A 26,409-nucleotide genomic window follows, 5' to 3' on the forward strand; every position below is an offset into this window, starting at 1 on the left:
AAGCAGTTCTAAAGCTAGTTTTTTTAAGTTCATTTGTTGGTATCCAATGGTTGTTTGTCATTACCTTACTTATAACCGATAGGTTCTCTGATATTGAATCTGATGTGCATAACGTGGCTTTTAAGTTCACCGCTGTTCAAAACGATTAAAATATTGATACCAGCCCATTAAACACGGAGTAAACATGCGCACTAATCGAATTACACGCACTAAACGAGAAAAAATAATCACATTGAGAGATGCAGAGCTCACCCATTTAGCTATTGCTATTGAAGTAGGTTGCCACCGAAACACTGTTGGTAAGGTATTACGGCAAGAAGGTCTGAAATAGCAAAAAAAGCAGTTAAGCTTGATTGTCTCCAACTGGATTGTGAAAAAACCTCAGCCCGCTTGAGCTTTACGCTTATTTAACCAATAACACCCCACTCTATCTTTGTATCTCTCTCTATATATGTGTGTGTTAATAAACCGAAGTTACAATGTTGCAATGTTACAACCATCTAAAACACCCCGTAAACAAAGGGATTTAGCAGTTTTTAGGCTGTAACATTTGTGATTTTTGATGTAACAGAATGTTACAAAAGGACTAATGATGACTCGATTAAAAAATGGCTATGGATGCCACAGAAAGAATATTCAGATAACGACAGTTGATGGCCACATTGTTGCCAAAATTGGATTAGGTAAGAAGAAAACGACACTTATTAGCTTGAGCGATATTGATATCCTTCTGGAGCATAGCTTTTACAGCCACCAGCGAAAAGATGGAAAATATGTAGCCAAGAGCAATAAAACAGGGGCTTACCTTCATCGGTTATTAATGAATCCCAATGGACGTAGCCAAGAAATCGACCATGTTGATGCAAACCCACTAAATAACACTAGAGGGAACCTACGGCGCTGTACTACTCGACAAAACAATCTAGCGAAGAAAGGCTCTCTTGTGAGTGGGTTCAATGGAATCTATAAAATGAAAGGGGGGTGGTATAAGGCTATTGGAGGTGATGGAAAAAAAAGTGGTCGATTTGATACTGCAAAGAAAGCTGCTAAAGCAAGAGACGAGCTGATGGCTGATGACTATTTTCACTCAGAGCCTGACGAAGAGCTTCATACCTACAGTTTTATAGACTGGAATTTTGAAAGTCCAGAGCAAGCAAAAGAATCAGAAGACTACCTCTTTGATGAGATTCAAGATGCACAATGGCTTTCAGGGCACCTATTAGAGGAAAAAGGCTGGAATTGTAACTAAAAAGGGATGCCGTTGTCTTCAACTAAGCATCCCTCACTGTCTACATCAATGTCTACAGATGTTTTTAAGTCATTGTTTTACAAAGACCAAGATCGACTTGGTCGACTTACATCATACCGCCCATGCCACCCATACCGCCCATGCCACCCATATCAGACATAGATGGAGCATCAGATGCTTTATCAGTGATCATCGCTTCAGTAGTGATCATAAGACCCGCTACAGAGGCTGCAAACTGAAGCGCTGAACGCGTTACTTTCGTTGGGTCAAGAATACCCATTGCAATCATATCGCCGTATTCACCCGTTGCAGCGTTGTAACCGTAGTTACCTTCGCCAGCACGTACGTTATTAGCAACAACTGAATCTTCTTCACCTGCGTTCTTAACGATTTGACGAAGTGGTGATTCCATTGCACGAAGTGCTAAACGGATACCGACAGTTTGCTCTTCGTTATCACCTTCAAGGTTAATAACTTTAGATGCTGCACGAATAAGAGCAACACCACCACCTGCAACAACACCTTCTTCAACTGCTGCACGCGTTGCATGTAATGCATCTTGAACACGGTCTTTCTTTTCTTTCATTTCAACTTCAGTTGCAGCGCCAACCTTAATAACCGCTACGCCGCCAGCAAGTTTAGCTACACGCTCTTGAAGTTTTTCTTTATCGTAGTCAGAGGTTGCATCTTCAATCTGTTGACGAATCTGTGCAACACGACCTTTGATCATTGTTTCGTCACCAGCACCATCAATGATAGTAGTGGTTTCTTTTGTAATCGTAATACGTTTTGCTTGACCAAGATCTTCTAGCTGAACTTTCTCAAGCTCTAAGCCAATCTCTTCAGAGATAACAGTACCAGCGGTTAGTACTGCGATATCTTGTAGCATTGCTTTACGACGATCACCAAAGCCAGGCGCTTTAACAGCAGCAACTTTAACGATACCGCGCATGTTATTTACAACCAATGTTGCTAGCGCTTCGCCTTCAACGTCTTCTGCAACGATAAGTAGTGGACGAGAAGCTTTAGCTACGCCCTCTAGTGCTGGAAGAAGTTCACGGATATTTGAAACTTTCTTATCAACCAATAGGATGAATGGGCTGTCTAAATCTACAGAGCCCGCTTCTTGGTTATTAATAAAATATGGAGATAGGTAACCACGGTCAAACTGCATACCTTCAACAACATCTAGCTCGTCTTGAAGTGCTTGACCTTCTTCAACCGTAATAACACCATCACGGCCTACTTTTTCCATTGCTTCTGCAATAAGGTTACCAACAGTTGTGTCAGAGTTTGCAGAGATAGTACCTACTTGTGCGATAGCTTTAGTATCAGCACAAGGTACAGACAATGTTTTTAGTTCTGCAACCGCAGCAATAACAGCTTTGTCGATACCGCGCTTAAGATCCATTGGGTTCATGCCAGCAGCAACGGCTTTTAAACCTTCAGCGATAATCGCTTGTGCAAGTACTGTTGCTGTTGTTGTTCCGTCGCCCGCCGCGTCATTCGCTTGTGAAGCAACTTCTTTAACCATTTGTGCGCCCATGTTTTGGAACTTATCTTCCAATTCAATTTCACGCGCTACAGATACACCATCTTTAGTGATAGTGGGTGCACCAAATGATTTATCAAGCACAACATTACGACCTTTTGGACCTAATGTTACTTTTACCGCATCAGCCAGAATGTTAACACCTTCTAGCATTTTAATTCGAGCGTCGTTACCAAACTTAACGTCTTTAGCAGCCATCTTGGGATTTCCTTTCTTAATTTTTAATTTAATGTGATCGGATTATTCAACGATTGCCATAATGTCATTTTCAGACATGATAAGAACTTCTTTACCGTCAATTTTTTCAGTTTTAGTGCCGTAGCCTTCTGCAAAAATAACCACATCACCTACTTGTACATCAAGTGGTTGTACGGTGCCATTTTCAAGAATGCGGCCTTTACCTACTGCAAGAATTTTACCGCGAGTAGATTTTTCAGCCGCAGAACCAGTTAGTACAATGCCACCGGCAGACTTAGATTCAACTTCTTGGCGTTCAACGATAACACGGTCGTGTAAAGGACGAATTTTCATTGGTCGTCTCTCCTGATAATTAAGGTAATGTTCATGATTTGAAGCCCACAAGCTTTCACTTGTATGACTTTCTATATGGGTAAGATGTTGGGTCTAATTTCTAAATCGCAAGGTTTAGGCAGCTTTTTTTTGTTATTTATTTGAGAAATTTTGCCCGATCACACACTTTGCATTAGGGTATGCAAGCATCCTTATTTTGAGACCACTATGGCAACACTACTCAAGTCAGATAAACATGGATTATTATCGGCCCCCATTCCTGATGCATTACGTCGTTTAACGGTGCCAATGGTATTTGGTATGGTCGCGATTTTAATGTTTAATTTAGTCGATACTTTTTTCATTTCACGCTTGGGCACTAATGCACTCGCCGCTGTGAGTTTTACCTTTCCCGTCACCTTTGGCTTGAACTGTATCACCATGGGCATGAACGTTGGTATCTCAACCAGTATTGGACGAATGCTCGGTCAAGGTAATAGCCACAGTGCTGCTCGCATAACCACTCATGGACTATTACTCAGCCTATTGTTAATGATTATTGGCTCGATCATTGGCTTACTCACCATTAAGCCATTATTTACCTTAATGGGAGCGTCAAGTGAGTTATTACCCATTATCGAGCAATACATGACGGTGTGGTATATCGCGATCCCTCTACTAGTGATCCCAATGGTGGGTAATAGTGCTATTCGTGCAACTGGAGATGCTAAAAATCCTGCTAAGATCATGGTGATCGCTGGCATAATTAACGGCTTGTTAGATCCGCTATTGATCTTTGGTTATGGCTCTTTTCCTGCATTAGGAGTTAAAGGTGCGGCCATTGCCAGTGGTATAAGTTGGATATTTGCACTTATTGCTTCACTGCATCTACTTTATAACCGCGAAAAATTACTGATTTTGCCGCAATGGCATTTATTAAAAAGCGATTGGCAGCAAATATTGCATATTGGTGTGCCTGCCAGTTTATCAACCGCACTTAATCCGCTCTCTGGTGCATTATTAATGGCCATGCTTGCTAGCCAAAGCACCGCATCCGTTGCGGCTTATGGTGCAGCAATGAGAGTTGAATCATTATTGGTCATTGTAATGATGGCACTCAGCTCGGCATTAATGCCTTTTATGGCGCAAAACTTAGGGGCGAAAAAGCCACAACGCGCATTTAGTGCATTATTTACCGCCATGCACTTTGCTATCGGATTTCAATTGTTGGTATTTATTGCCATGGTGCCACTCAGCATGCCATTAGCCGCACTATTTTCAAAAGATGTCATCGTTCAAAATCAACTATGGCATTATTTATTAGTCGTTCCCGCCAGTTATGGATTACAGGCTATTTGTATGTTGCTAATTAGCGCGCTGAATGCCTTACATAAAACGATTAATGCGCTATGTTGGAATCTATTACGACTTTTTGTGTTACTCGTACCCGCGGCATGGATAGGCAGTTATATTTATGGTACCGAAGGATTATTTATTGGTATTACTATCGCAAATATCATCAGTGGTATTGGTGCTTATTGTTATGCACTAAAACTCCGTAAAAATATGCTTTCGCCACCTTAATTAATATGAATAGCATGAATAAAAAAAAGCAGCCGAAGCTGCTTTTTTTATTAGTAACATATTAGCTTATTTCATGTTTCATTTACGGTAAACGATGATTTGAATTGTTATTGTTATGGTCATCTTTACGTTCATACTCACCATCAAACACATCACCGTTAGCAGCATCATGTGAATGAGTATGATGTTCAAACCCCTCACCAAAGTGATTAAAACCATGTTGAAGCGTTACTTTTCGCATTAATAATTGCGCGATTTTAGTCCTTGATGGTGGCAATAATAATATTATCCCTAACGCATCTGTCATAAATCCTGGGGTTAATAATAACACTCCAGCCACCGCTAATAGCATCCCTTCAACAATTTCTTGGGTTGGCATTTGACCCTGTTGTAACTTACGCTGAACGGAAGTTAAGGTTGCAATCCCTTGACTTCGGACTAACGATGCACCAATAACTGCAGTAAAAAAAACAATCGCAATTGTTGGCCATAAACCTAATAACCCTCCAACTTGAATAAACAAGCCAATTTCAACCATTGGCACCACAATAAACAGCAACATTAATAGTGGAAACACAAATACCTCCCTTACTTAAATAGTTTTACGCTAACGCATAACAACAAATATTACCTAATCATTACTCTCACTAACCCATGACCCATTTCATTGAACTATCAACATGTATTAACAAATAATACAACATTACAATTTGAATTCGGTCCAAAAATACTTATAACACCCTTACATTTTGTTCACATCCTGTCATCTTTATTCATTTTATGGGTAAAAAGACGTGCTACTGTTAACAGAAACTGTGAAAGAGATCGCGTTTCTGTGCAAATATTAACAAGCTCTCTTAAAAAGTGATCTGGATTATGTTTTTAGCGGTTGAGGGGAGTATTATCGGCACCAATTAAGGTGTCAGGTATGATCATCTTGCCACAATTTTGCGACAATGGATTATCGCTATAACTGTTGGCTTACTTATTGATTTTTAATTACAAAGTTTCGTAAAGGGCTATATTATGTCTCAGATGATTGATCTTGAAAAAAACAATGCAACAATCAATGTAGCAACACGTATAGAAGAAGATCTACTTGGCGAACGCCATGTTCCCGCGGATGCTTATTGGGGTATCCATACTTTACGTGCAATTGAAAACTTCAATATTTCAAGCACAACAATTTCTGATGTTCCTGAACTTGTACGTGGCATGGTCTTTACCAAAAAAGCCGCAGCAATGGCCAACAAAGAGCTTGGCGCTATTCCTTCAGATATCGGTAATTACATTGTTCAAGCGTGTGATCTTATTCTTGAAACTGGACGTTGCATGGATCAATTTCCATCAGACGTTTTCCAAGGTGGCGCAGGCACATCTGTTAACATGAACACTAACGAAGTTATCGCTAACCTTGCACTTGAAATTATGGGTGAAGAGAAAGGTCGCTACGATATCGTTAACCCAAATGATCATGTAAACAAATCACAATCAACTAACTGTGCTTACCCTACCGGTTTCCGCGTAGCTGTTTACAACAGCATCATTAGCATGCTAGAAGCACTAGATTACCTAAAAACAGCATTTGATGTTAAAGCAACTGAATTTGCTAGCATTCTTAAAATGGGCCGTACTCAACTTCAAGACGCAGTGCCTATGACTGTCGGTCAAGAATTCCATGCATACGGCGTATTATTAAAAGAAGAAATTAAAAACCTTCAATACACTGCACAACTATTGCTTGAAGTTAACTTAGGTGCAACAGCGATTGGTACTGGTCTAAACGCAGCTACTGGTTACCAACAATTATCAGTTCAGCGTCTTGCTGAAATCACAGGTTTACCTGTTGTTGCTGCAGAAGATTTAATCGAAGCAACATCAGACTGTGGCGCTTACGTAATGGTTCACGGTGCGCTAAAACGTACTGCAGTTAAATTATCTAAAATTTGTAACGACTTACGTTTACTTTCTTCAGGCCCACGTACTGGTCTAAACGAAATTAACCTACCTGAAATGCAAGCCGGCTCTTCAATCATGCCAGCTAAAGTAAACCCTGTTATCCCTGAAGTGGTTAACCAAGTTTGCTTTAAAGTTATTGGTAACGACACCACGATTACTTTTGCAGCAGAAGCGGGTCAATTACAGTTAAACGTAATGGAACCTGTTATTGGTCAAGCGATTTTCGAATCAATTAGCCTACTTAAAAATGCATGTATTAACCTACGTGATAAGTGCATTGAAGGTATTACAGTTAATAAAGAAGTGTGTGAAAGCTACGTATTTAACTCTATCGGTATCGTAACTTACCTAAATCCATTCATTGGCCACCACGAAGGTGACATTATTGGTAAGATTTGTGCAGAAACAGGTAAGAATGTACGTGAAGTCGTACTTGAGCGTGGATTACTGACTGAAGAGCAATTAGATGATATCTTCTCCATCGAGAACTTAATGCATCCTCAATATAAAGCTAAACGTTATAACTAAATACGTTAGCTCCTGAGAATACCAGCGGATTGTCACTTGATTATCCGCTTTTTTTTTGCAACTAAATCCTCCCTTATTTTGATCTTTTAAACTTTTAGACAGGAAAAATTCTATGATTGGAATTGAACTCTTGGTCGTTCTGGGCTTTATTTATTTAGGCTCTAGAATTGGCGGTATTGGTATCGGTTTTGCCGGCGGTGCTGGTGTGTTAGTGTTATCCCTCGTTTTTGGTATGCCCACCAGTGAATCATTAATCCCTATCGATGTTATTTTAATTATCATGTCAGTGATCACAGCCATTGCCGCAATGCAAGTTGCCGGTGGTATGGATTGGCTAGTAGAAATTGCTGAAAACTTCCTTCGTAAACACCCTAAACGCATTACTTTCTATGCACCTATCGTTACTTATTTAATGACAATGTTAGCAGGTACTGGACACACTGCTTTTTCAACCCTCCCTGTTATTGCTGAAGTAGCTAAAGGCCAAGGCATTCGCCCTTCTCGCCCTCTTTCTATTGCAGTTATTGCCTCACAAATAGCAATTACTGCCTCACCTATTTCAGCAGCAGTCGTCTTCTTCTCAGGAATCCTTGAACCAGTAGGCGTAAGCTACATAACGTTATTAAGCATTTGTATTCCAACTACCTTTATTGCCTGTATGGTCGGCGCTTTTGTGGCTAACTTTATGGGTTGTGAGCTAAAAGACGATCCTGTTTATAAAGATCGTTTAGCTAAAGGCTTGGTCAATATTGAACAAGCAGGTAAACGTGAAATTAAACCAACAGCACGCAAAGCGACTTATATCTTTATTACCGCGATTGTACTTGTAGTTTGTTATGCCGCCGCTATCTCTAATTCTATCGGTTTAATTACTCATCCAACATTGGGTCGTAACGAAGCGATTATTGCGGTAATGCTAACATCAGCAGCAGCAACGGTATGGATCACTAAAATTGATGCAGCTGAAATCCCATCAGCAGCAACGTTCCGTTCAGGCATGACTGCTTGTATTTGTGTCCTTGGTGTAGCATGGCTAGGCGCAACCTTTGTAAATGGTCACGTAGATGGTATTAAAGAAGTCGCTGGCTCGTTATTAAGTAGCCATCCTTGGATGCTAGCATTAGTTTTATTCTTTGCTTCAATGCTACTTTATTCACAAGGCGCAACAACGACTGCATTAATGCCAGCCGCACTCGCTATTGGTGTAGCGCCATTAACAATGGTTGCTTCTTTTGCAGCGGTAAGTGCTTTATTTGTATTGCCAACTTACCCAACACTATTGGCCGCAGTAGAAATGGATGATACTGGCTCAACGAGAATTGGTAACTTGGTCTTTAACCACCCATTCTTTGTTCCAGGGGTTGTTACCATTTCTACATCAGTGGCTTTAGGCTTCTTATTCGGTAGCTTTATTTTATAATTGACGACTGATACTCAGTAATTAAAAGCTGCTTTCGAGCAGCTTTTTTTTTGCAGGTCATAAATAATGGCTAAGCTAATTATAGAACCATATGTAATTATGTATAACGAAGACTAACGATAATAAGGATGTTATTTGATGGCTAATATTAAAATAAAATACGCCTTAGTGATATTAATCATAACGATCATAGCCATAGTGAGTGGCTACTTACTTAATAATAAACCGACACCCACTGCGCTTACATTTACAGCCGTAAACTCAATTTCAGAATTAAAACATGCTCTTAAAACAGCCGCTCAACAACAACGTCCAGTGCTACTCGATGTTTATGCAGAATGGTGTTCCCCCTGCATAGCGCTAACTCAACAGACCTTTCCTGCAGCCAATGTTATTCCACAACTCAATAAATTCACTCGCCTAAAAGCCAATGTTACCGCTAATTCCAGCGCTGATATTGCATTAATGCAATACCTCGAAGTGATCGGTTTTCCAAGCTTATTATTTTGGGACTCTCAAGGTAATCCATTACCACAGATAAAAATAAGTGGCTTTATAAATGCTGAAAATTTTAGTCATCATTTACAACAATCAATCATTTTTCCCTCATCATCACCTGTCTCACAAAATAACGCGCAATAACAAATCAAATTACAAAAGTGAGCCCTCAAGCATGATCAAGATCCAATCTCAACAGTGACTAAATTGCGCCTTTGTTACTGAAATGTTAGCGTGAAAAACTAATAACAAGAATAGGTTCAACTATGGACGTTCAATACACCATCGTTATCGCTGATGATCACCCATTGTTTCGTAGTGCCCTCTTTCAATCAATTCACATGGCTATCAGCAGTGCCAACCTCTTAGAAGCTGACTCACAGAATTCTTTATTTTCACTGTTAGAAAAAATAGGGGATATCGACTTATTATTACTTGATCTAAAAATGCCCGGATCCAGTGGTATGTCAGGGTTAATCCAATTACGCCAACAATACCCAGAACTGGCTATTGTGGTCATTTCTGCCAGTGAAGAAAACGAAGTAGTGCAACAAGTTTATAATCATGGTGCATTTGGTTTTATTCCTAAATCCAGTGACATGCAGACATTATTAAATGCCTTAAAACAAATTCTTAATGGCGAACCTTATTTCCCAACGACGATCAATAACAATAACTTTCACCAACAACAGCTTACAACAAAAATTGCAGCGTTAACCCCTCAACAATATAAGGTGTTGACCATGTTAACTGAAGGCTTATTAAACAAACAAATTGCCTCTGTTCTCAATATCTCAGAAGCGACGATCAAAGCACATTTAACCGCAATTTTTCGCAAACTTGAGGTTAAGAACCGCACTCAAGCAGTGATATTATTACAACAGTTCGACATTAGTTAGTTCGACGTATAATAAGCTTTACGCTCAAATGTCATTATGTACTTATTATTATCAATCTTAATAATGACGCTCTAATTTAAGCGTCATTTTATTTTTCAAACATTAAACACTGGTTTAATATTGCTCTTAACTTCAGTGGCTTAATAGGCTTACTTAGAAAACTAAAACCTTGTTGACGGATCATTGCTTGATTCTCAGTCAACCGGTCAGCACTGATCACCACGCCCTTAAAATGCAAGCCTAATTGAGATCGGCATATCTGCAAAATCTCTAGCCCTGTTTGTTGTTTTGCAAGATGATAATCACTTAAAATCACATCAGGTCGCCAACCATCTGTTAATAATTGCAAGGTTTGAGCTTTATTTTCAGCAACACGCACCTCACAATGCCATTGCTCTAATAAGGTCATCATCGCAACTAATATCTTCGGCTCATTATCAATACATAGCACTTTTAGTCCGGTCAATAACACATTACCTGTAGAAGATAATGGCGACGGTTGTAACGACAACATCGAGGGCATACCCCTTGGAACTGATAATGAAAATACGGTTCCTTGTTGAGGCCATGAATGAAAGCTTAATGGATGATTTAATACCCGAGAAATCCCGCGTGCAATCGCAAGCCCCAACCCTAAGCCATGCTCTGCACCCGTTTGATCCATTCGAGTAAATTCATCAAAAATATTCGCTTGTTTCTCCGTTGGAATCCCTGGCCCATTATCCCAAACCTCAATTAATAGCCGCTCACCCTGTCGACGTACACCTAATAACACCCGTCCTTTTGGATTATAGCGAAACGCATTGGTTAAGAAATTTTGTAATACTCGGCGTAATAATTTACTGTCCGAAACGATTACTGCCTCACTCATTACCACACTAAAATCAAGCTGCTGTTGTTGAGCTAATACGCCAAATTCAGCCTGTAATACACTCAATACATCACTGACTCGTAATGGCACAATATGAGCTTCCAGCTTACCGGCTTCTAAGCGTGAGACATCTAATAGATCACCAATCAAATCTTCAGCGGCACTTAACGCACTGGTGATATGAGCAGCTAAACGAGCGCTTTGTTGTCCCTCATTTACTTCAACTAATGATGATGAAAATAATCGGGCGGCGTTAAGCGGTTGCATTAAATCATGGCTGACCGCGGCTAAGAATCGGCTTTTAGAATGCGCTTGTGCTTCTGCCTGTTGCGTCGCAACAACCAATTTTTTATTGAGTTGTTCTAATTGCTGAGTGCGCTTTTTAACGCGAGCTTCTAGGTTTTCATTTGATTCTTTTAATGCCATTTCAGCTTGGCGAAACACCGTAATATCACTGAAACTCATCACAAAGCCACCACTTGGCATAGGGTTACCTTGCACCTCAATCACTTGTCCATCAGCACGAACTCGGGATGAAATATGCGGAGTTCTTTGTTGTAGATGCTGGATCCGTTTGGCTACATGCTGTTCCGAATCACCACTGCCACATAATCCTTGATTAGCGTTATGCCGAATCAAATCAGCAATCGGGCATCCCACCTGAATTAATCCCACCGGAAATGAAAATAATTCAAGGTAGCGTTGATTCCATGCCACCAGCCGTAATTGGTTATCAACCACAGCGATGCCTTGGCTAATATGTTCAATTGCGCCTTGTAATAAACCGCGACTAAAATCAAACATCTCCGATGCTTCGTCAACAATGGTCACAACATCGTCTAATTGCATGTCACGACCTTGCAATGCAGAGGTAAGTACTAACTTTGCTGATAAGTCACCAAAAACAGACGCTAGCACTTGCTCTGTATATGAAATGATTGTTGGTGATGCTTGTTGTTCAGCGACAAGCTGACATTGTTGTTGCTTTGAAAATAGGGCAAAAGCGTGTTGAATACGTTTACGACCAACAAACCTTGCCGCTAAGATTTCTAGCTCCCTCACTGTAATTTTTGTATCCATTATCAACGTCCCTCAATGATCCTTATTCCACTGTAACGGAGTTATTAACCTTGGCTCAATTGAGGTCGGTCATAAATAAGAGCTAGGGCTTATTTTCATCAAATACCGCCACCATTGTTAACCACAAAAAAAGCGAGTCCATTAATGGACTCGCTTATCACCGCTATTTAGATTTTACTCATGCTTAATTCATTTGTGGCGTTAAAGTCTGCGGTTGCTCATCGGGTAATGGTAAACGAATAAAGAATACCGGCAGTGCCATTACCGCCATGATCCAGAACACATCAGCGCCCCAATCGCCATAAACCCAACCACTGATCGAGGTTAAAACAGCCATCACCGCCCCTAACGGAATCGCATTATACAACGACTGTAGTGCCACCATATGATTGCTAGGTGAACGCTCAATATAACGAATAGCTGCTAGGTGAGCCGCTGCAAATGTCACGCTGTGTAATGACTGCACCGCAAACATTGCCCACTGATCAGTAATAGTCGCCGTTAAGCCCCAACGTACTAATACGCCAACGGCCGCCAAGCGGAACATATTGTTAATCGACCAGTTAGCAAATAAGCGCTTACTTACCAGGAACATCCCCACTTCAGCGGCAACACTAAAACTCCATAAATAACCAATGACAGATTCATCAAAACCTATTTTCTGCCAATAAATCGAACTAAAACCATAATATGCCGCATGACTGCCCTGCAATAATGCTGTAATTAACATCAATTTAATCACTGAGCTATCACGTAGAATATGCATTAATGCGGGACGAACTTGCTGATGACTATTAACATCAACAGGCATAACTACGGGATTACGAGCAGCCATGATTTGTGCAAAACCTAAACCAGCTAAAGCTACCCACGGAATAATATCAGCCCCATAACGCTGAGCTAATACACCCACAACGGTTGAGCCAGCAATAAACGCAATTGAGCCCCACAAGCGAGTACGACCATAATCTAAATGACCTTCTTTGGCATAGTGGTTAGTAATAGCATCTGAAATGGGTACGATTGGCCCTGCGGATAAATTAAAGAGTACCGTTACCGCAGCTAAAGCCCAAAGGTTGCCACCACAAATAATATAGATAATACAGGCCACCAGCCCGAGTAACGTAAACCCTCGCAAGGCAGGAATTAAATGTTCAACTTTATGGATCCTTGGCGTAATAACTAAGTTAGCAATACAACGCACCGCAAAGCCCAAACCAAGTAGTAAACCAATATCAGAGTCATCGACGCCTATATGTTTAAACCAAATAGCCCAGAAAGGTAGATACACCCCATAAGAAAAGAAAAATCCCAATAGATATTGGGATGTCCAACCATAAGGCTTACTTTTAAACATAATAGGTCTCAAAATGTGGTAGATGAAAAACGGCTCTATTATGCCGTAAAGCAACCACTAATCTGTAATCGTTCGGTAATGTTCATCTTAAAATAACAAACATTTACAACCTAAATGCGACGACTGTCACACTCAATCCCAACCTCACGATAAACCAAACAACTTAAGCTGCGCACAAAATACAATGTAACCCCATGCAACAGCTCAATGGGATCAAATTACACCGAGATCTCATCCTAAAGTCTAATTGTCGTAAATCATATAATCCTCCACTTTAACCATTAACACGGCTTAGACCGTTGTTTGTTCTGTATAGCAAACACCACCCAATAGGGAAAGAACTCAAGGAGAACAAGGATGAGTGAGGTTCATATTTATCCAGTTGATAGTGCAATAGCGAATAGTGCCCATATTAACGACGACCAATATGGTGAGATGTACCAACAATCAACGATTAATCCGCAAGGCTTTTGGCGTCAACATGGTCAAATCATTGATTGGATCACCCCTTACACTAAAGTAAAAAACACCTCATTTGATAGTGGTCATGTCAGCATAAAATGGTTTGAAGATGGTGAACTTAATGTGTCGGCCAATTGTATTGATCGCCATCTGGCTGATCGTGGCGATCAAGCGGCGATTATTTGGGAAGGTGATGATCCTAATGATGATGCGACCCTAACCTATAACGATCTTTACCAACAGGTATGTCAGTTTGCTAATGCCCTCAAAAGCCAAGGCGTACGTAAAGGCGATGTGGTCTGTCTCTACATGCCAATGGTCGCAGAAGCCGCCGTTGCCATGCTGGCATGCACCCGTATAGGCGCTGTGCATACTATCGTCTTTGGTGGTTTTTCCCCAGAAGCCCTTGCTGGACGTATTATTGATTCTAACGCCAAAGTAGTGATCACCGCCGATGAAGGGATTCGTGGTGGCAGGGCTGTACCATTAAAGCAAAATGTTGATGATGCACTCGCTAACCCACTGGTTACTAGTATTGAGAAAGTAGTCGTGTTTAAACGCACCGGTGGCAATGTTGAATGGCACAGTGAACGTGATGTGTGGTGGCACCAAATAACAGCAGTCGCTTCTAACCACTGTGTACCTGAACCAATGAATGCTGAAGATCCGCTGTTTATTCTCTACACATCAGGTTCAACAGGTAAACCTAAAGGGGTATTGCACACCACCGGCGGTTATCTGGTTTATGCCACCATGACCTTTAAATATGTTTTTGACTATCAACCGGGTGAAGTCTATTGGTGTACTGCCGATGTCGGCTGGATCACAGGTCACAGCTATTTAGTTTATGGCCCCCTCGCGAATGGCGCGACCACCGTTTTATTTGAAGGTGTGCCTAATTATCCATCCACCAGCCGTATGAGCGAAGTGGTTGATAAACACCAAGTCAACATTCTCTATACTGCCCCCACCGCGATTCGCGCTTTAATGGCCAAAGGCAATGATGCGATCAAAGGTACCAAGCGTTCATCATTACGGATCATGGGATCTGTCGGTGAGCCGATAAACCCTGAAGCATGGGAATGGTATCACCGCACCATTGGTAATAGTCGTTGCCCGATTGTCGATACGTGGTGGCAAACAGAAACAGGTGGCATACTTATCAGCCCACTTCCTGGTGCAACCGCCCTCAAGCCGGGTTCAGCCACACGGCCATTTTTTGGTGTACAACCAGCACTGGTTGATAATGTAGGTAATATTTTAGCAGACGCCACTGATGGTAACTTAGTGATAACCGATTCATGGCCGGGACAAATGCGGACGTTATGGGGCGATCACGAACGCTTTGAACAAACCTACTTCTCAACCTTTCCCGGAATGTATTTCTCTGGTGATGGCGCTCGTCGCGATGAGGATGGTTATTACTGGATCACGGGGCGTGTTGATGATGTACTGAATATTTCAGGTCACCGTATGGGTACGGCTGAAATTGAATCGGCTCTAGTGGCTTTTGATAAAATAGCGGAAGCTGCAATTGTGGGTGTACCTCATGCCATAAAAGGTCAAGCTATCTATGCTTATATCACTCTTAATGACGGTGAATATCCAAGTGCCGAATTACACAAACAAGTCAAAGATTGGGTTCGAAAAGAAATAGGGTCCATTGCCACCCCAGATTTTCTTCACTGGACTGATTCATTACCAAAAACCCGTTCAGGAAAAATTATGCGCCGTATTCTACGTAAAATTGCTACGGGTGATACGAGCTCTCTTGGTGATACCTCAACACTCGCCGATCCCAGTGTGGTTGATAAACTGATTGCAGAAAAACAGCAATTACTTTAACTCCGATTAACGATGAACAAAAAATCCATTTAACTGAAATCAAAAGACCACGAGCGTGGTCTTTTTTTATGCAGTTATTAATGATAATTTAAAATGAATTCAGCTTAGGATAAGCAACTTAACGCTAAAGTATCGCGTTAATCTGTTCGATATCGATAATATTTATTGAAATAGCACTATTAAATAAGTACATAAATCATCTTTTTTAAGCTCAATTATCACACCGTAATAATAACGGACAAAAACACAGTTTTATTACTAAATTCTTGCACTTAGTTACGTTACATTGACGTAGGATGAACGTATTAACATCTACTAACATTCTTATAACGGCTTACACATGTTCGCGCAAAAAGTGGTGATTAGACCAGTATTTTGCTGCGATTTGCGTTGAATTCTCTATAATTGGTTCACTATTAATGTTTGGTAGTAAAGAAAAGGACACATGGACGTCAACTTGCAGATAGCAACAAGTTGTTCGAGTTTAGCTTTATAAACAAGTGATGAGACCTCAAAATGCCAACCATTAAACGCATTTTATTGATTAATGGACCTAACCTAAATTTACTAGGTATACGTGAGCCTGAACATTATGGTCAGCAAACACTGACGCAACTGGTTCATAAATTAACGACTAAAGCCATCGATTTAGGTGTGACATTAGAACACATTCAATCAAATGCAGAACATGAGTTAATTGATGCTATTCACCAAGCTTACGCTAACGTGGATTTTATTATAATAAACCCAGCAGCTTTCACTCACACTAGCATTGCTATTCGTGATGCCTTACTTGGAGTTGCTATTCCGTTTATTGAAATACATTTATCTAACGTTCACGCACGTGAACCTTTTCGTCATCACTCTTACTTATCGGATAAAGCCGTTGGAGTGATTTGCGGCCTTGGCCCAGACGGTTATGAATTCGCCCTACAGGCAGCAGTTAATCGCCTGCATGCTGATAGCTAACTGAACAATATATAAAGAGAAAAATAATGGACATTCGTAAAATTAAGAAGCTAATTGAACTGGTTGAAGAATCTGGTATTGCAGAGTTAGAAATTTCTGAAGGTGAAGAGTCAGTTCGAATCAGTCGTAATGTGCCTGCATCAGCAATGCCACAACAGTATGCTGTTGCCCCTATGGCTGCACCTGTTCAAGCAGCACCTGTCGTGGAAACACCTGCAACATTCCAAGCACCAACAGCGCCTGCTGTTGCACCAGGTCATCAAATTCTTTCTCCAATGGTCGGTACGTTCTACCGTGCACCAAGCCCAGAAGCAAAGAACTTTGCTGAAGTAGGTCAATCAGTCAACATTGGCGATACACTATGTATCGTTGAAGCAATGAAAATGATGAACCAAATTCAAGCAGATAAAGCAGGTAAAGTTATTGCTATTCTTGCTCAAGAAGGCGATGCAATTGAATTCGACCAACCGCTTGTAATCATCGAGTAATCGAGGCTCCTGGCTATGTTAGACAAATTAGTAATTGCGAATCGAGGTGAAATTGCACTTCGAATTCTTCGCGCATGTAAAGAATTAGGTATTAAGACCGTTGCGGTTCACTCAACCGCTGACCGTGATCTTAAACACGTACTATTAGCAGATGAATCCGTTTGTATTGGTCCCGCTCGTAGTATCGATAGTTACCTTAATATTCCTCGTATTATCAGTGCAGCAGAAATCACAGGCGCAGTAGCGATTCACCCTGGCTACGGTTTCCTATCTGAAAATGCTGATTTTGCAGAACAAGTTGAACGTTCAGGCTTTATTTTTGTGGGCCCTAAAGCAGAAACCATTCGTCTAATGGGCGATAAAGTTTCAGCGATCAGCGCCATGAAAAAAGCCGGTGTACCTTGTGTACCCGGTTCTGATGGTCCACTTGATGACGATGAAGCGAAAAACAAATCTTTCGCTAAACGTATTGGTTACCCAGTTATCATTAAAGCCTCTGGTGGCGGCGGTGGTCGTGGTATGCGTGTTGTACGTTCTGAAAATGAACTGACTGAAGCGATTGCTATGACCCGCGCGGAAGCAAAATCTTGCTTTAATAATGACATGGTTTACATGGAAAAATACCTTGAAAACCCACGTCATATCGAAGTACAAATCCTTGCTGACGGCCAAGGTGGTGCAATCCATTTAGGTGAGCGTGACTGTTCAATGCAACGTCGCCACCAAAAAGTGGTTGAAGAAGCACCAGCACCAGGTATTACTGAAGAAATGCGTAAATACATCGGTGAACGTTGTACGCGTGCATGTTTAGAAATCAATTACCGTGGCGCTGGTACGTTTGAATTTCTTTATGAAAATGGTGAGTTCTACTTCATTGAAATGAACACCCGTATTCAAGTTGAACACCCAGTCACTGAAATGATAACGGGTATTGATCTGATTAAAGAGCAATTACGTATTGCAGCTGGTCAACCATTATCATTTAGCCAAAAAGACATTCAAATTCGCGGCCACGCTGTTGAATGCCGTATCAATGCTGAAGATCCAGTGCGCTTCTTACCTTGCCCTGGCACTATCACGCGTTTCCACTCGCCAGGTGGCATGGGTATTCGCTGGGAATCACACATCTACACTGGCTACACTGTCCCTCCTTACTATGATTCAATGATCGGTAAGTTGATTGCGTATGGTGAAAACCGTGACGTTGCGATCTCACGTATGCGTAATGCATTAAGTGAATTGATCATTGACGGTATCAAAACAAATATTCCACTTCATCAAGAAATTATGACGGATGAAAACTTCAAAAAAGGTGGTGCTAACATCCACTACCTTGAGAAGAAGCTTGGTTTACAGTAATAACGTTATTTAACGTTAAAAAGGCTGCCTAAGGGTGGCCTTTTTTATTTTGAACATCAGCACATTTTATACGCGGCATACTAGACATGGCATAAAGCCCTATCTTTTGCCACAATAGCGCCCTTTTTTGATGACTATCACTGATCAGTCCTTTACTAATAATAACTGGAGAAACCGCATGAAAACGCTTTCTGCTCGCTACCGTCAAGCGCATAAAGAAGCGCGCTGGGCGATAGGACTCGCGTTAGCTTATTTTCTTTGGTGGTATGTTTCCGCCTATGGGTTTGCCCCCGCCATTAATGATCTCAGCATGCCTACTCTCTATTTTGGGTTCCCATTATGGTTTCTACTGTCATGCATTATCGGCCCAATTGTTTTTACCATTCTGTGTGCCTTAATGGTGAAATTTATTTACCGCGATCTCCCGCTTGAAATAACAGACGATAAACCACATGAATAGCCAACTTATCATTCCTTTAGTGTTGTATTTAGCCGCTGTTTTTGGCGTCGCACTTTATACCCGCCGTTTTCAAAGCAAAGGTAACTTTCTTACTGAATACCTTGTTGGTGGCCGCAGTATGGGAGGATTTGTATTAGCAATGACCCTTGCTGCCACTTATGCTAGTGCTAGTACTTTTATTGGCGGACCGGGTGCCGCTTATAAAATGGGGTTAGGCTGGGTATTACTCGCCATGATCCAACTTCCCGCAGCATGGTTAACCTTAGGCGTACTTGGTAAAAAATTTGCGATTGAATCTCGACGCCATAATGCGTTAACCCTCAATGATATTTTATACGCTCGCTACCAACATAAGGGTGTGGTGATCTTTGCTTCCTTGTCACTACTACTGGCCTTTTTTGGCACCATGGTTGTCCAATTTGTTGGTGGAGCCCGCTTATTACAAACAGTAACGGGGTTATCTTATACCCATGGCCTAATGCTATTTGCTATCACTGTCGGCCTCTATACCACCATTGGTGGCTTTAGAGCGGTAGTCATGACAGATACCATTCAAGGGATCATGATGATCATTGGTACGATCGCGCTGCTAGTTGGGATCGTTCATACTGGTGGCAGTATTGGGGCTCTCGTCACCAAACTGCATAGTATTGATCCAGCATTAGTCTCCCCTTATGGCCCCCACCACTTTTTAAGCCAACCATTTATGCTGAGTTTTTGGATTCTGGTCTGTTTTGGGGTTATCGGTTTACCACACGCCGCAGTACGCTGCATGTCTTATAAAGACAGTCGCTCACTGCACAAAGGAATGGTGATCAGTACTATTATGGTCGCGCTACTAATGTTTGGAATGCATTTAGCCGGTGCGCTAGGCCGCGCTATCGTGCCAAATATCGCCAGTCCCGATCAGATCATGCCAATCTTAATGGTGACAGTATTACCACCAGCAGTTGCAGGAATATTCTTAGCAGGCCCAATGGCAGCAATTATGTCGACCATTGATTCTCAATTAATTCAAGCGTCTGCAACCTTACTTAAAGATTTATATATTAATTATATCAATCCTAAAATTGCCGAGGGTGAAGCCGCTGAAACCAAGTTACCTAAATTATCATTATTGGTAACTGCTATTTTCTCAGCATTGGTTTTTGTGGCGGCAATGAACCCACCGAATATGATCATCTGGCTCAACTTATTAGCCTTTGGTAGCTTACAAGCTGTATTCCTGTGGCCTTTAGTATTGGGACTCTATTGGGAAAAAGCATCTGCAACTGGCGCTTTTGCATCAATGATTGTTGGACTGAGCACTTACCTAGCGCTGTCATTAGGCAAACCCGATATGGGAGGTATGCATGCCATCGTGCCGACATTAATTATAGGTCTAATCGCCTTTATTATCGGCAGTTATGTCCGTCCTAATAAACCGAAAATCACCGACGTTAACTGATTTTTGCCTATTAATTTAGCTAACATAACTAAAAATAAAAAAGAGAGTATCAGCAGATACTCTCTTTTTTTTATAGATTGTTTAGCATCTGCTAATGGGGATTGGTGAAATTTCATGCTAGACTGCGCCCCCTATGTTCAAGTAGTCACAAAATAAGCGAATAACCCATGCCTTGGATTCAAATTAAACTGAACGCTACTGCAGAAAACGCAGAAGCAATTGGCGACATGCTAATGGAAGAGACTGGTGCTCTATCCGCCACTTTCCTTGATGCACAAGACACGCCAGTTTTCGAGCCTATGCCAGGCGAAACCCGTTTATGGGGCGATACTGATGTGATTGGTTTGTATGATGCTGAAGCCGACATGGATTTCGTGCTGAACATGCTAAAAAATAGCCCACTAATTGCTGATGATTTTGCTTACAAAATCGAGCAGTTAGAAGATAAAGATTGGGAACGTGAATGGATGGATAATTTCCACCCAATGCGTTTTGGTCGCCGTTTGTGGATTTGCCCTAGCTGGCATGAAACACCAGACCCTGAAGCCGTCAATGTACTGTTAGATCCAGGTTTAGCATTTGGTACAGGTACTCACCCAACTACATCATTATGTCTTGAGTGGTTAGACGGTCAAGATTTAGTCGGTAAAACTGTGATCGATTTTGGCTGTGGTTCAGGTATTTTATCCATTGCAGCACTTAAGTTAGGCGCAGCAAAAGTAATCGGTATTGATATCGACCCACAAGCTATTTTAGCTTCTCGTGATAACGCTGAACGCAATGGTGTTTCTGGCGATCTAGAGCTATACCTACCACAAGATCAACCACAAGGCATTCAAGCAGATGTGGTTGTTGCTAACATTCTAGCCGGTCCATTGCGTGAATTATCACCAGTGATTAAGAGCTTAGTGAAAAATGGTGGCGACCTAGCAATCTCAGGTGTACTTGAAAGCCAAGCTGAAGATGTTGCGACCTATTACAGCGATGAAATCACATTAGATCCAGTAATGACACGCGAAGAATGGTGTCGTATCTCTGGTCATAAAGCATAAAAATCATGGTAATTGGTTGCTGCTGTTGATTATTATTAATTAATTTAGAGTGTCAATTGATTGAAAATCATGCGATTTTGACAAACAAAATCATCATGCTCAATTATTGGCCTTTTCAGCAGCGTAAAAAATGCGTAAAATGCGCGCCCTTACTGGCACAGTCAGGTAGAGACATTTTGCATATCGGTCCATATCAACTTAAAAACCAACTGATAGTCGCGCCAATGGCGGGTGTGACCGATCGGCCATTTCGTGAATTATGCCTTCGCTACGGCGCAGGCATGGCTGTTAGCGAGATGATGTCGTCGAATCCAGACCTCTGGAAAACGTCTAAATCGCTCAATCGTATGGTTCATGAAGGTGAATCAGGGATTCGTTCGGTTCAGATAGCAGGTGCTGATCCAAAATTGATGGCCGAAGCTGCGCAATTCAGTGTTGAAAACGGTGCGCAAATCATCGATATCAATATGGGATGCCCAGCCAAGAAAGTAAATAAACGATTAGCAGGTTCTGCACTACTGCAATATCCCCACCTTATCGAAGATATTCTTCGTACCGTCGTGGACGCAGTAGATGTTCCCGTTACGCTTAAAACCCGTACTGGCTGGGATCTCGATAATCGGAACTGTGTCAACATAGCCAAACTCGCCGAACAATGCGGCATACAAGCCCTCGCCCTTCATGGACGTACCAAGGCTTGCATGTACAAAGGTGAAGCGGAATATGACTACATTAGAGCGGTGAAACAAGCCATCTCGATCCCAGTTATTGCTAACGGTGATATCGATAGCCCGGAGAAAGCACGCTTTGTACTCGATTATACGGGTGCCGACGCTCTAATGATTGGCCGACCTGCACAAGGGAAGCCGTGGATTTTTAGAGAAATCCACCATTACTTAACAACCGGTGAACACCTCGCTGCACCGTCAATAGACGAAATCAGCGAAATTATGTTGAGGCATGTTAAGGCACTTCATCAATTTTATGGTGATTACCTAGGATTACGCATTGCACGTAAACACGTGTCTTGGTATTTGAAAGAGCATGCACCAGCAGGTGATTTCCGCCGGACCTTCAACGCACTCGAGGATGCTCAACAGCAAATCGATGCGCTGCAAGGCTACTTCGAAAACGTTGCATAAATACTAGAAGAGCTTACAGAATTATGTTCGAACAAAATCTGACTTCCGAAGCGTTAACAGTTACAACTGTAACTTCACAAGACCAAATCACACAGAAACCATTACGTGATTCAGTGAAGGCATCCCTTAAAAACTACCTTGCTCAATTAAATGGTCAGGAAGTCGACGATCTGTACGAGCTTGTGCTTGCAGAAGTTGAACAACCACTACTAGACACCATTATGCAGTACACTCGCGGTAACCAAACTCGCGCTGCAACCATGATGGGTATCAACCGTGGTACGCTACGTAAGAAACTAAAGAAATATGGCATGAATTAAACCAATTTGGTTTAATAATTGTAAAAAAGCCCATTTCATCATCACGATGAAATGGGCTTTTTCGTTATCGAAAGAACAGATTAATCAGCATATTATTACACTATTATTTCGTTGTGATTTAGCGGCTCATTATTATTTATTTTCAGCCGTATCAGTCGATATTAAAAAATCATATTTAAATGTTTTTTGAATATTACCACATTGATTACATACAAAAAGGCGTCGCACCCATAGTCGTTGAAAAAATTTACGATGTACTCGCTCTACATCGTACGAATAACAACACTGACATTGGTGCATATTACAAATCCTTTAAAAAATTAAATTCCTTATAAGTATATAGTTGAAGATGAAAAATAAACACAAAAACACATCAAGTTTCATATTGGAAAAATAAATTAACGTTATATTAGAATAACGTATTCAATAATAACCCCACATCTCATTATCTTAAAAGATCTTACATTCAATACACATTACTTACATGTAAGTAAAACAAATAATAGTACAGTTCAACATGTAATCCTCTCGCCACAACTTATCTGCCGCGACTCTGCTTAAACGTAACCCATAAAAAAAGCTTCGTCGTAACGAAGCTTTTTTACTGACTAATCGGCTTAAGGCAACTTATAGGTAGTCACATAAGTAAGCTGTAGTTTTGGTCACTTTAATGTGGAATGCGCTATCACCAGGAACTTCAAAATCATCACCAGCACCATATATTTCCCAATCAACATGACCTGGAAGTTTTACGGTAAGCTCACCTTTTACGACAGTCATACGCTCAGGGGCAGCGGTCGAAAACGTATATTCACCCGCAACCATCACACCAACACTGGCATGATCACCGGCTGATTCAAATCCAACAGATTTTACTTGGCCATCAAAATATTCATTCACTTTTAACATTGAATTTCCTTATTGCTAAACAGGTAAAGCAAATCTTCTAAGCCCAAAAACTATCACAATTTCAAATGAACCACTAACGATAAATATTCATCAAAAATATGATTGATAATGTCAAAAATACGACAAGTGATTAATCATCACAATGACATTGACCTAAATGACAAGGCTCAGGTTTTACTTCAGGATTCGCCATATCATCGCTGTAATTTAACGCGCCAAGAATAGAGCAATGGCTAGCGTCATCATTACGATGACCACAACAAGCGTCATTGATCTTTTTTAAAGCGCCACGGATCCGTTGTAGTTCAGCAATTTTACTATCCACTTCATCTAATTTAGCCTGCGTGATCGCTTTAACTTCAGCACAACTATGTTGACTTGCTTCAAGTCGAATATCCAATAACTCACATATTTCACCGAGACTCAAACCGATCGCTTTCGCCCGTAAAATAAATTTAACCCGTGATAAATCATCCTCACTGTAGAGACGATAACCACTATCACTTCGACCCGCAGGTTCAATCAACCCATTCTTTTCATAAAAACGTAATGTATCACTACTGACATTACATAATTTTGCTAGTTGTCCTATTAAATACATTTAAACGTCCTTTCGAGTAACTCAATATTTCAGTGATCACACTCAAATAGCAAACGTTTGCGCAATAGCAATATTCATGTAGAATAGGCATCAGATTGATACATATCGTTTACTAATTCTTAGCTTTGCTCGATTTTAGCCGAGGATATTTCTCAACGCCAATCTAATCCCTGCGGATTGGTATTGAAAAATATCCTATTCACTGTGTATTAGAGAGATGGTAGCAATGGAAAACGTTCGTCCTATTCGCCGTGCGCTGCTTAGCGTATCCGACAAAACTGGTATTGTTGAATTCGCTCATGCCCTCGCCAACCGTGGTGTAGAAATTTTATCTACGGGTGGTACCGCTCGTTTACTTGCAGAACAAAACATTCAAGTCACTGAAGTTTCTGACTACACCGGTTTTCCTGAAATGATGGATGGTCGCGTCAAAACCCTTCACCCAAAAGTACACGGTGGCGTTTTAGGCCGTCGTGGTATTGATGACGTAATCATGGCACAACACGGTATTAATCCGATTGATATGGTGGTCGTTAACCTCTATCCGTTTGCTGAAACTGTTGCTAACCCAAATTGCAGTTTAGAAGATGCGGTCGAAAATATTGATATTGGCGGGCCAACCATGGTGCGCTCAGCCGCTAAAAACCATAAAGATGTCACAATTGTGGTTAATATTGATGATTATGATCGTGTTCTTACAGAAATGAGCGCCAATGATGGTTCACTAAGCCATGCTACTCGCTTTGATTTAGCCATTGCTGCGTTTGAGCATACTGCCGCCTACGATGGTATGATTGCTAACTACTTCGGTACTATGGTGCCTTCTTACGGCGATAACAAAGAAGGTGACCAAGAGTCAACATTCCCCCGCACTTTCAATCAACAGTTCGAGAAAAAACAAGACATGCGCTACGGTGAAAACAGCCACCAAGCAGCCGCATTCTATATTGAAGCACATCCACAAGAAGCCTCAGTAGCAACCGCAACGCAACTGCAAGGCAAAGCACTGTCATACAATAATATTGCCGATACTGACGCGGCACTTGAGTGTGTCAAAGAATTCGACCTTCCCGCTTGTGTGATTGTAAAACACGCCAATCCATGTGGGGTGGCTTTAGGTGATAACTTATTTGAAGCTTACGATCGTGCTTATAAAACCGATCCAACCTCTGCCTTTGGCGGCATTATTGCCTTCAACCGCGAACTTGACGCGGCAACCGCACAAGCGATTGTTGATCGTCAATTTGTTGAAGTGATCATTGCACCAAAAATATCAGCCCAAGCAACTGCGATTATCGCTGCCAAGAAAAACCTGCGTTTACTTGAGTGTGGCGAATGGTCAACCAAAACCACAGGCTTTGATATTAAGCGCGTTAACGGTGGTTTACTGGTTCAAGATCGCGATCAAGGCATGGTATCGCAAGACGATCTAACGGTGGTATCACAACGCCAACCAACGGCGGATGAGTTACGTGATGCTCTCTTCTGCTGGAAAGTAGCTAAATACGTTAAATCTAACGCGATTGTATATGCAAAAGGCAATATGACAATTGGTGTCGGAGCAGGTCAAATGAGCCGCGTGTATTCAGCTAAAATTGCGGGTATTAAAGCCGCCGATGAAAATCTAGAAGTCGCGGGTAGCGTGATGGCATCCGATGCTTTCTTTCCGTTCCGTGATGGTATTGACGCCGCCGCAGCAGCGGGTATTACTTGTGTGATTCAACCGGGCGGCTCTATGCGTGATGATGAAGTAATTACCGCAGCAGATGAACATGGCATGGCAATGGTCTTTACGGGCATGCGTCACTTCCGCCATTAATGCTTTGTAACCGATAAATATATTCAGAC

General features: G+C 41.4%; 23 protein-coding genes and 1 pseudogene. 17 read left to right on the top strand and 7 right to left on the bottom strand.

The genetic code is table 11. The features are described from left to right. Nucleotides 1-184 precede the first annotated feature (184 nt). Nucleotides 185-331, top strand: a complete 147-nt coding sequence (locus tag GLP24_RS15685) for a helix-turn-helix domain-containing protein (protein WP_232616231.1) — start codon at nucleotides 185-187, stop codon at nucleotides 329-331. Nucleotides 332-592: 261 nt separating this feature from the next. Next, entirely contained in the window at nucleotides 593-1,249 is a 657-nt protein-coding gene (locus GLP24_RS15690) for an HNH endonuclease (RefSeq protein WP_232616232.1), read from the top strand. 106 nt (nucleotides 1,250-1,355) lie between these two features. On the opposite strand, the gene groL is transcribed toward GLP24_RS15690, so the two are convergent. Next, nucleotides 1,356-2,999, bottom strand: coding sequence for a chaperonin GroEL (gene groL / locus GLP24_RS15695; protein ID WP_101769873.1), 1,644 nt, complete (start codon nucleotides 2,997-2,999; stop codon nucleotides 1,356-1,358). 42 nt (nucleotides 3,000-3,041) lie between these two features. Continuing rightward, nucleotides 3,042-3,332 (bottom strand): co-chaperone GroES, encoded by a 291-nt coding sequence (locus tag GLP24_RS15700; RefSeq protein WP_101769872.1) that lies wholly within the window; start codon nucleotides 3,330-3,332, stop codon nucleotides 3,042-3,044. Nucleotides 3,333-3,539: 207 nt separating this feature from the next. Between GLP24_RS15700 and GLP24_RS15705 the strand changes: the two genes are divergently transcribed. Continuing rightward, nucleotides 3,540-4,895: an MATE family efflux transporter gene (locus tag GLP24_RS15705; protein ID WP_232616233.1), complete on the top strand. Its 1,356-nt coding sequence runs from the start codon at nucleotides 3,540-3,542 to the stop codon at nucleotides 4,893-4,895. Between the two features lie 82 nt (nucleotides 4,896-4,977). On the opposite strand, the gene GLP24_RS15710 is transcribed toward GLP24_RS15705, so the two are convergent. Beyond that, entirely contained in the window at nucleotides 4,978-5,472 is a 495-nt protein-coding gene (locus GLP24_RS15710) for an FxsA family protein (protein WP_232601924.1), read from the bottom strand. Nucleotides 5,473-5,921: 449 nt separating this feature from the next. On the opposite strand from GLP24_RS15710, the gene aspA reads away from it, so the two are divergent. The 4 genes from aspA (at nucleotide 5,922) to GLP24_RS15730 (ending at nucleotide 10,199) form a co-directional block, all read left to right on the top strand. Continuing rightward, on the top strand, nucleotides 5,922-7,382 hold the full coding sequence (gene aspA, locus GLP24_RS15715; RefSeq protein ID WP_101769869.1) for an aspartate ammonia-lyase: 1,461 nt from the start codon (nucleotides 5,922-5,924) through the stop codon (nucleotides 7,380-7,382). Between the two features lie 112 nt (nucleotides 7,383-7,494). Continuing rightward, on the top strand, nucleotides 7,495-8,802 hold the full coding sequence (locus GLP24_RS15720; protein ID WP_101769868.1) for an anaerobic C4-dicarboxylate transporter: 1,308 nt from the start codon (nucleotides 7,495-7,497) through the stop codon (nucleotides 8,800-8,802). Between the two features lie 138 nt (nucleotides 8,803-8,940). Further along, on the top strand, nucleotides 8,941-9,444 hold the full coding sequence (locus GLP24_RS15725) for a thioredoxin family protein (protein ID WP_232616234.1): 504 nt from the start codon (nucleotides 8,941-8,943) through the stop codon (nucleotides 9,442-9,444). Between the two features lie 122 nt (nucleotides 9,445-9,566). Beyond that, entirely contained in the window at nucleotides 9,567-10,199 is a 633-nt protein-coding gene (locus tag GLP24_RS15730) for a response regulator transcription factor (RefSeq protein ID WP_232616235.1), read from the top strand. 88 nt (nucleotides 10,200-10,287) lie between these two features. On the opposite strand, the pseudogene GLP24_RS15735 reads toward GLP24_RS15730, so the two are convergent. Together GLP24_RS15735 and GLP24_RS15740 are read right to left on the bottom strand one after the other, a co-directional pair. After that, nucleotides 10,288-12,150 (bottom strand): annotated as a pseudogene (locus GLP24_RS15735) (hybrid sensor histidine kinase/response regulator); the annotation flags it as partial. A gap of 184 nt (nucleotides 12,151-12,334) precedes the next feature. After that, entirely contained in the window at nucleotides 12,335-13,507 is a 1,173-nt protein-coding gene (locus GLP24_RS15740) for a 3-phenylpropionate MFS transporter (RefSeq protein WP_232616236.1), read from the bottom strand. Between the two features lie 357 nt (nucleotides 13,508-13,864). On the opposite strand from GLP24_RS15740, the gene acs reads away from it, so the two are divergent. From acs to fis, 9 genes are all read left to right on the top strand, one after another. Continuing rightward, nucleotides 13,865-15,814: an acetate--CoA ligase gene (gene acs, locus GLP24_RS15745; protein WP_232616237.1), complete on the top strand. Its 1,950-nt coding sequence runs from the start codon at nucleotides 13,865-13,867 to the stop codon at nucleotides 15,812-15,814. Nucleotides 15,815-16,330: 516 nt separating this feature from the next. Next, the gene (gene aroQ / locus GLP24_RS15750) at nucleotides 16,331-16,783 is read left to right on the top strand and encodes a type II 3-dehydroquinate dehydratase (RefSeq protein ID WP_101769862.1); all 453 of its coding nucleotides are present in this window, start codon (nucleotides 16,331-16,333) and stop codon (nucleotides 16,781-16,783) included. A gap of 26 nt (nucleotides 16,784-16,809) precedes the next feature. Then, the gene (gene accB, locus GLP24_RS15755) at nucleotides 16,810-17,271 is read left to right on the top strand and encodes an acetyl-CoA carboxylase biotin carboxyl carrier protein (protein WP_101769861.1); all 462 of its coding nucleotides are present in this window, start codon (nucleotides 16,810-16,812) and stop codon (nucleotides 17,269-17,271) included. 15 nt (nucleotides 17,272-17,286) lie between these two features. Further along, nucleotides 17,287-18,630 carry an acetyl-CoA carboxylase biotin carboxylase subunit gene (gene accC, locus GLP24_RS15760; RefSeq protein ID WP_152654256.1) on the top strand — a complete coding sequence of 448 codons (1,344 nt, stop codon included), beginning with the start codon at nucleotides 17,287-17,289 and terminating at the stop codon, nucleotides 18,628-18,630. 178 nt (nucleotides 18,631-18,808) lie between these two features. Then, the gene (locus GLP24_RS15765) at nucleotides 18,809-19,090 is read left to right on the top strand and encodes a YhdT family protein (protein ID WP_101769859.1); all 282 of its coding nucleotides are present in this window, start codon (nucleotides 18,809-18,811) and stop codon (nucleotides 19,088-19,090) included. Beyond that, entirely contained in the window at nucleotides 19,083-20,537 is a 1,455-nt protein-coding gene (gene panF, locus GLP24_RS15770; RefSeq protein WP_232576321.1) for a sodium/pantothenate symporter, read from the top strand. Before GLP24_RS15765 ends, panF begins: the two co-directional genes overlap by 8 nt. Nucleotides 20,538-20,704: 167 nt before the next feature. After that, on the top strand, nucleotides 20,705-21,589 hold the full coding sequence (gene prmA / locus GLP24_RS15775; protein ID WP_152654255.1) for a 50S ribosomal protein L11 methyltransferase: 885 nt from the start codon (nucleotides 20,705-20,707) through the stop codon (nucleotides 21,587-21,589). Nucleotides 21,590-21,765: 176 nt separating this feature from the next. Next, the gene (gene dusB / locus GLP24_RS15780; protein WP_232616241.1) at nucleotides 21,766-22,731 is read left to right on the top strand and encodes a tRNA dihydrouridine synthase DusB; all 966 of its coding nucleotides are present in this window, start codon (nucleotides 21,766-21,768) and stop codon (nucleotides 22,729-22,731) included. 23 nt (nucleotides 22,732-22,754) lie between these two features. Beyond that, entirely contained in the window at nucleotides 22,755-23,051 is a 297-nt protein-coding gene (gene fis, locus GLP24_RS15785) for a DNA-binding transcriptional regulator Fis (protein ID WP_005372656.1), read from the top strand. 627 nt (nucleotides 23,052-23,678) lie between these two features. Here the strand turns inward: fis and ppnP are convergent. Further along, complete coding sequence (gene ppnP / locus GLP24_RS15790) at nucleotides 23,679-23,960, bottom strand: pyrimidine/purine nucleoside phosphorylase (RefSeq protein WP_232616238.1); 282 nt, start codon at nucleotides 23,958-23,960, stop codon at nucleotides 23,679-23,681. 130 nt (nucleotides 23,961-24,090) lie between these two features. Then, nucleotides 24,091-24,561 (bottom strand): Zn(2+)-responsive transcriptional regulator, encoded by a 471-nt coding sequence (gene zntR / locus GLP24_RS15795; protein WP_045038131.1) that lies wholly within the window; start codon nucleotides 24,559-24,561, stop codon nucleotides 24,091-24,093. Between the two features lie 226 nt (nucleotides 24,562-24,787). Here zntR and purH point away from each other — a divergent pair, with 226 nt between their 5' ends. Continuing rightward, on the top strand, nucleotides 24,788-26,380 hold the full coding sequence (purH, locus tag GLP24_RS15800) for a bifunctional phosphoribosylaminoimidazolecarboxamide formyltransferase/IMP cyclohydrolase (protein ID WP_232600511.1): 1,593 nt from the start codon (nucleotides 24,788-24,790) through the stop codon (nucleotides 26,378-26,380). Nucleotides 26,381-26,409 lie beyond the last annotated feature (29 nt).

Source organism: Photobacterium carnosum (assembly GCF_021236965.1).
Classification (GTDB): Bacteria; Pseudomonadota; Gammaproteobacteria; order Enterobacterales; family Vibrionaceae; genus Photobacterium; species Photobacterium carnosum.